This is a genomic window from Rhizobacter sp. P2_H2 (assembly GCF_056403375.1).
On sequence record NZ_JBFUFP010000396.1, the window covers coordinates 1 to 4,598 of the forward strand.

5 protein-coding genes are annotated in these 4,598 nt (G+C 66.9%); 1 reads left to right on the forward strand and 4 read right to left on the reverse strand.

Features of this window, described 5'->3' with window-relative positions:
• Positions 1-2,160 (forward strand): ATP-dependent Clp protease ATP-binding subunit ClpA (gene clpA / locus AC1D15_RS18830; protein WP_477827179.1); only part of this gene is annotated, 2,160 nt, incomplete at its 5' end.
• Between the two features lie 55 nt (positions 2,161-2,215).
• Here the strand turns inward: clpA and AC1D15_RS18835 are convergent.
• The 4 genes from AC1D15_RS18835 to AC1D15_RS18850 all read right to left on the reverse strand — a co-directional run.
• Positions 2,216-3,034, reverse strand: coding sequence for a M90 family metallopeptidase (locus AC1D15_RS18835; protein ID WP_477827180.1), 819 nt, complete (start codon positions 3,032-3,034; stop codon positions 2,216-2,218).
• Between the two features lie 38 nt (positions 3,035-3,072).
• A complete protein-coding gene (locus AC1D15_RS18840) occupies positions 3,073-3,849 on the reverse strand; it encodes a UDP-2,3-diacylglucosamine diphosphatase (protein WP_477827181.1) in 777 nt (258 codons plus the stop codon).
• Positions 3,850-3,934: 85 nt separating this feature from the next.
• Entirely contained in the window at positions 3,935-4,435 is a 501-nt protein-coding gene (locus AC1D15_RS18845) for a peptidylprolyl isomerase (protein ID WP_477827182.1), read from the reverse strand.
• A gap of 1 nt (position 4,436) precedes the next feature.
• A partial coding sequence (locus AC1D15_RS18850; protein WP_477827183.1) for a peptidylprolyl isomerase occupies positions 4,437-4,598 on the reverse strand: 162 nt, incomplete at its 5' end.

The following is a 4,598-nucleotide window of genomic DNA, read 5'->3' on the forward strand; positions in this document are numbered from 1 at the left end:
GCCAACATCGACGACCTGCGCAAGAGCCTTGCGCAGTTCATCAAGGAAAACACCCCCACGGTGGGCGGTGCCGAAGAGGTCGACACGCAGCCGACGCTGGGTTTCCAGCGCGTGATCCAGCGCGCGATCATGCACGTGCAGTCCACCGGCAGCGGCAAGAAGGAAGTGACCGGCGCCAACGTGCTGGTCGCGATCTTCGGCGAGAAGGACTCGCACGCCGTCTACTACCTGCACCAGCAGGGCGTGACGCGCCTGGACGTCGTCAACTTCATCGCCCACGGCATCAAGAAGACCGATCCGCCGGAGCCGGCCAAGCCGAGCGAGGGCGGCCCGAGCGCCGAAGGCGAGAAGGACGAGGGCGAGGGCAAGGGATCGCCGCTCGACCAGTTCACGCAGAACCTGAACCAGCTGGCACGTGACGGCAAGATCGATCCGCTGATCGGCCGCGAGCTCGAGGTCGAGCGCGTGATCCAGATCCTGTGCCGCCGCCGCAAGAACAACCCGCTGCTGGTCGGTGAAGCCGGCGTTGGCAAGACGGCGATCGCCGAGGGCTTGGCCTGGCGCATCACGCAGGGCGACGTGCCGGAGAYCCTGGCCGATGCCAACGTGTATTCGCTCGACATGGGCGCGCTGCTGGCCGGTACCAAGTACCGCGGCGATTTCGAGCAACGCCTGAAGAGCGTGCTGAAGCACCTGAAGGACCAGCCGAACGCGGTGCTGTTCATCGATGAGATCCACACGCTGATCGGCGCCGGTGCGGCCTCGGGCGGCACGCTGGACGCGAGCAACCTGCTGAAGCCAGCGCTCAGCTCGGGTGCAATGAAGTGCATTGGTGCGACCACCTTCACYGAATACCGCGGCATCTTCGAGAAGGATGCGGCGCTGTCGCGGCGCTTCCAGAAGGTCGAYGTGGTCGAGCCGWCSGTSSAGSARACGGTCGASATCCTSAAGGGCCTGAAGTCGCGCTTCGARGAGCACCACAGCGTGAAATACGCGCTGGGCGCGCTGCAGGCCGCGGCCGAGCTGTCGGCCAAGTTCATCAACGACCGCMACCTGCCSGACAAGGCGATCGACGTGATCGACGAGGCCGGTGCGGCGCAGCGCATCCTGCCGAAGAGCAAGCAGAAGAAGACCATCACGCGCAACGAGGTCGAGGAGATCGTCGCGAAGATCGCGCGCATCCCGCCGACCAGCGTGTCGAACGACGACCGTTCCAAGCTGAAGACGCTGGACCGCGACCTGAACAGCGTGGTGTTCGGCCAGGAGCCGGCAGTCGAGGCGATCGCGGCAGCAATCAAGATGGCGCGCTCCGGTCTCGGCAAGCCCGACAAGCCGATCGGCTCGTTCCTGTTCAGCGGCCCGACCGGCGTCGGCAAGACCGAGGTCGCGAAGCAGCTCGCGTTCATCCTGGGCATCGAGCTGATCCGCTTCGACATGAGCGAGTACATGGAGCGCCATGCCGTGAGCCGCCTGATCGGTGCGCCTCCGGGCTACGTCGGCTTCGACCAGGGYGGCCTGCTGACCGAGGCGATCACGAAGAAGCCGCATGCGGTGCTGCTGCTCGACGAGATCGAGAAGGCGCATCCGGACGTCTTCAACGTGCTGCTGCAGGTGATGGACCACGGCACGCTGACCGACAACAACGGGCGCAAGGCCGATTTCCGCAACGTCATCATCATCATGACGACGAACGCGGGCGCGGAGACGATGAACAAGTCGACGATCGGCTTCACGAACTCCCGCGAGCAGGGCGACGAGATGGCCGACATCAAGCGCCTGTTCACGCCGGAGTTCCGCAACCGGCTCGACGCGACGGTCAGCTTCCGGGCGCTGAACGAAGAGATCATCCTGCGGGTGGTCGACAAGTTCCTGCTGCAGCTCGAGGGCCAGCTGTCGGAGAAGAAGGTCGAGGTCACGTTCACCGACGGGTTGCGCAAGCTGCTCGCGAAGAAGGGGTTCGACCCGCTGATGGGTGCGCGGCCGATGCAACGCCTGATCCAGGACACGATCCGTCGTGCGCTGGCCGACGAGCTGCTGTTCGGCAGCCTGGTCGACGGTGGCCGCCTGACGGTGGACGTGGACGCCGACGGCAAGACGGTGCTCGACATCCAGCCGGCGAAGAAGATCGACAAGCCGAAGGCGGAGCCGGCGACGGCCTGATCTTCGCGAGTCGTGATCCGGAACGAGGCCTGCGGGCCCCGTTTCTCATGGCGCGTCAGGTGATCGACGGATCCGCGAGCGGAAAGCGCGCTGCCGGATCCTGCCCGAAGAAGTCGCGCAGCAGCTCGTACAGCGGCGCGTCCCACGCCTGCAGGTCGAGCGGTGCGACGAAGAAGGTCTCGCAGGCGACCGCGAAGAACTCGTCCGGGCCTTCGGCGGCGTACGGGTCCATGAAGATGTCCTCGTCGCCATCCACTTCGCTGCAGAAGCGTTCATAGCTCGCCGGCATCACCTCGCGCCAGCGCAGGTGGGCCTGCTTGTCCGGCAGCGGCGGGATGCCGTCGGAGCGGCCGTCGCGCATGTCGATGACGTGCGCGAACTCGTGGATCACGACGTTGTAGGCCCAGCCGCTTCCGTCCTCCGGGTTTTCCTGCGCATCGGCGACATCGCGCCACGACAGCGTCATCGGCCCGGCGCCGGGCGCCTCGCCGGTGAGCGCCTCTTCGTACTCGTGCACGATGCCGTCGTCGTCGACGACCTCGCGCTTTGCGAGCATCTCGTCGGGGTGCACGACGATCAGCACGAAGCCGTCGTACCAGTCGAGCCCGAGCTTGAGCACCGGCAGGCAGGCCTGTGCGGCGATCGCGACCGCCATCGCGTCGCTGACGACCACGCCGTGCGTGCCGTGGAACTGCTTGTCGGCGAGGAACAGCGTCGCGAAGCGGCGCAACTGCGCGGCATCGGCCTCATCGAGGTCGCCGAGGAACGGGTAGCGTTCGAGCGTCTCGGCCCACAGTTCATCGGGAATCGGCCGGCGCGCCAAGGTGCGGCGCTCGCGCCACCCCCGCCATGCCGAAGCCAGGCGCCCCAGCACGGCGGCTCAGGAAGGCAGCGCCACGCCTGGCGGCATGGTCACAGGGACACGCCTGGCGGCGTGATGCGCCTGAAGCCGCGCGCGCTCAGGCGCAGCACCTCGGCGCGCAGCGGCGGGTGGTCGAGCTCCCAATCGCTGAGCACATGGCGCAGCATGCCCGGCGCCAGCGGCTCGCTCCCCGGGTGGTGCGTGTGGCCGTGCACCATCGTCGTCGCGCCCGCTTCATGCAGCCAGCGCACCGCGGCGGCGCCGTCGACATCGGCCCAGTCCATCGGCGTCGGGAGCTGGCGCTTGAGCTGCTCGCTCTCGTTGCGCACCGCGCGCGCGAAGCGGCGGCGCTCGTCGAGCGGCTTCGCGAGGAAATCCTGCTGCCAGGCCTCGCTGCGCACCAGCGCGCGGAACTGCTGGTACTTGGTGTCGTCCAGGCACAGCGCGTCGCCATGCGTCAGCAGCACGCGCAGCCCGAAGGCCTGCAGCACCGTCGGGTCGGGCAGCGCGACCACGCCGCAGTCGCGCAGCATGTCGAGCCCGACCAGGAAATCGCGGTTGCCCGCCATGAAGCCGACCGTGCGGCGGCACGCCGCCTCGGCCAGCTCGTTCGCGCAGCGGGCCTCGAACTCGTCGTGGCGGCTGTCGTCGCCGGCCCACACCTCGAACAGGTCGCCGAGGATGAACACCGCATCGGCATCGGTCGTGCGCAGGTAGGCCGACCAGGCGTCGAAGGTGCGCGGCGTGTCGGCGCTCAGGTGCAGGTCGGAGATGAAGTCCACGCAGCGCCAGTCGACCGGCGCTGCGTACTCCCAGAGGCTGGGCAAGGGAGGCGGCGCAACGGCGGTCTGGCGCGACATGGAACCCCGGTACTGCAGGAGGTTGATGCGGGTAGGCGAAAAGAGGAGCGGGTCAGACCACCTTGGCTTCGGTGATCACGACGTCTTCGAGCGGCACATCGCTGTGGCCGCCCTTGTTGCCGGTCTTCACCTGCTCGATCTTGTCGACGATCTCATGGCCCGACACGACCTTGCCGAACAYCGCATAGCCCCAGCCGGACGGCGTCTCGGACTTGAAGTTCAGGAAGTCGTTGTCGGTCGCGTTGATGAAGAACTGCGCGGTGGCCGAGTGCGGCACGCTGGTGCGTGCCATCGCGAGCGTGTAGTGGTCGTTCTTCAGCCCGTTGCCGGCTTCGTTCTGGATCTGTGCATCGGTGGGCTTCTGCTTCATGCCGGGCTCGAAACCGCCGCCCTGGATCATGAAGCCCTTGATGACGCKGTGGAACACCGTGCCGGCGTAGTGGCCCTTCTCGACGTACGAGAGGAAGTTCTTGACCGACAGCGGCGCTTTCACGTCGTCGAGTTCGATGCGGATGGTGCCGTGGTTGGTGACCAGGTCGACGAGTTTGCTCATGTTATTTCTCCAGCGTGGCTTGCTTGATGATGACGGGTTGGACCGGCACGTCCTGGTGCGGGCCCTTGTTGCCGGTCTGTACGGCGCGGATCTTGTCGACGACCTCCATGCCGGAGACGACCTTGCCGAACACCGCATAGCCGTTGCCGTCGCGCGATTGCGC